The following is a 1,724-nucleotide window of genomic DNA, read 5'->3' as shown; positions in this document are numbered from 1 at the left end:
GGGCGTTGTTCGAAGCACCCACTCCGGCGGCGCTGGCCGCGGCGGGCGACGGCGGTGGTGTGGTGGAGGTGCCGCCGAACGGTATTCCGGAGGGTGCGGAGGAGATCACCCCGGAGATGCTGCCGCTCGTGGACCTCACTCCGGAGCACGTGGAGTTGGTGTGTGCGGCGGTCGAGGGCGGGGCGGCGAACGTGGCGGACGTGTATCCGCTGGCCCCCTTGCAGGAGGGCATCTTCTTCCACCACCTGCTCGCCCGGCCCGGCGAGGCAGACGTGTACCTCGTGCCGATGGTGTTGGGCTTCGACACGCGTGAGCGGCTGGACGGGTTCCTGTCGGCGTTGCAGCGGGTGGTGGACCGGCACGACATTCACCGGACGGGGCTGGTGTGGGAGGGGTTGCCCGAGCCGGTGCAGGTGGTGTGGCGTCGCGCGGTCGTACCGGTGACCGAGGTGACGCTTCCCGGAGACGGGGATGCGGCGGCCGAGCTGCTGTCGGCCGCGGGTGAGTGGATGGACGTACGACGGGCGCCGCTGGTGCGGGTGCATGTGGCGGCGGAGCCGGGCAGCGAGCGGTGGTTCGCCCTGGTGCAGGCGCACCACCTCCTCCAGGACCACACGGCGCTGGAGGTGGTGCTGGACGAGGTCGCGACGTTGATGGCGGGGCGTGGGGACGGACTGCCGGCGCCGCTGCCGTTCCGTGACTTCGTCGCCCAGGCCCGGCTGGGGGTGTCCCGTCAGGAGCACGAGGAGTACTTCGCCGGTCTGCTCGGCGATGTCACTGAGCCGACGCTGCCGTTCGGTCTGTCCGACGCCCGTGGTGACGGCACCGGTGTGCGGCGGACCCGGCTGATGGTGGACGAGGGCCTGGCGGAGCGGGTGCGGGAGCAGGCACGCCGGCTGAGGGTGAGCGTCGCGACGTTGTTCCATGTGGCGTGGGCGCAGGTGCTGGCGAGTGTGTCCGGGCAGACGGACGTCGTCTTCGGAACGGTGCTGCTGGGCCGGATGAGCGCCGGACCGGGCGCCCTGCGCATCCCGGGTCCGTTCATGAACACGTTGCCGGTGCGGGTGGATGTCGCGGGCCTGGACGTGGCCGGTGCGGTGCGTGCGGTGCAGGCGCAGCTGGCCGGCCTGCTGGTGCACGAGCACGCCCCGCTGGCCCTGGCGCAGAAGGCGAGTGGTGTCCCGGCCTCCGCCCCGCTGTTCACCTCTCTTCTGAACTACCGCCACAGCCGGCGGACGGACGGAGGGCGCGGCGACAGCGACCGATTCGCGTGGGACGGCGTGACGACGGTCTATGGAAGGGGAGGCACCAACTATCCGCTGTCCGTGGCGGTGGACGACCTGGAGATCGGGTTCGAGCTGACCGTCGACGCTCTCGAACCCGGTGATCCCGGGTTGGTGTGCGAGCTGCTGCACACGGCCGTCGAGCATCTCGTCGGGGCCCTGAACGACCGTCCCGGCACATCGCTGCACGCGCTTGAGGTGTTGTCGGAGGGTGAGCGGGGGCGGGTGTTGGTGGGTTGGAATGACACGGGTGTGGTGGGGGTGCCTGGTGTGGTGCCGGTGCGGTTCCGTGAGCAGGTGGTGCGTACTCCGGGTGCGGTGGCGGTGGTGGATGGGCGGGAGGTGTTGACGTACGCGGAGTTGGATGTGCGGGCGTCGCGGTTGGCTGGGGTGTTGGTGTCTCGTGGGGTGGGGCGTGAGTCGGTGGTGGGGGTGATGGTG

1 protein-coding gene is annotated in these 1,724 nt (G+C 70.9%); it reads left to right on the top strand.

What is annotated here, in order from left to right:
• Window positions 1–1,724: condensation domain-containing protein (locus ACLZN2_RS50755; RefSeq protein WP_416987055.1), on the top strand; the 1,724-nt coding region annotated here is incomplete at both ends.

The sequence above is a fragment of the Streptomyces sp. T028 genome (genome assembly GCF_048159505.1).
Classification (GTDB): domain Bacteria; phylum Actinomycetota; class Actinomycetes; order Streptomycetales; family Streptomycetaceae; genus Streptomyces.
This window is presented reverse-complemented; position numbering and strand designations above follow the sequence as displayed.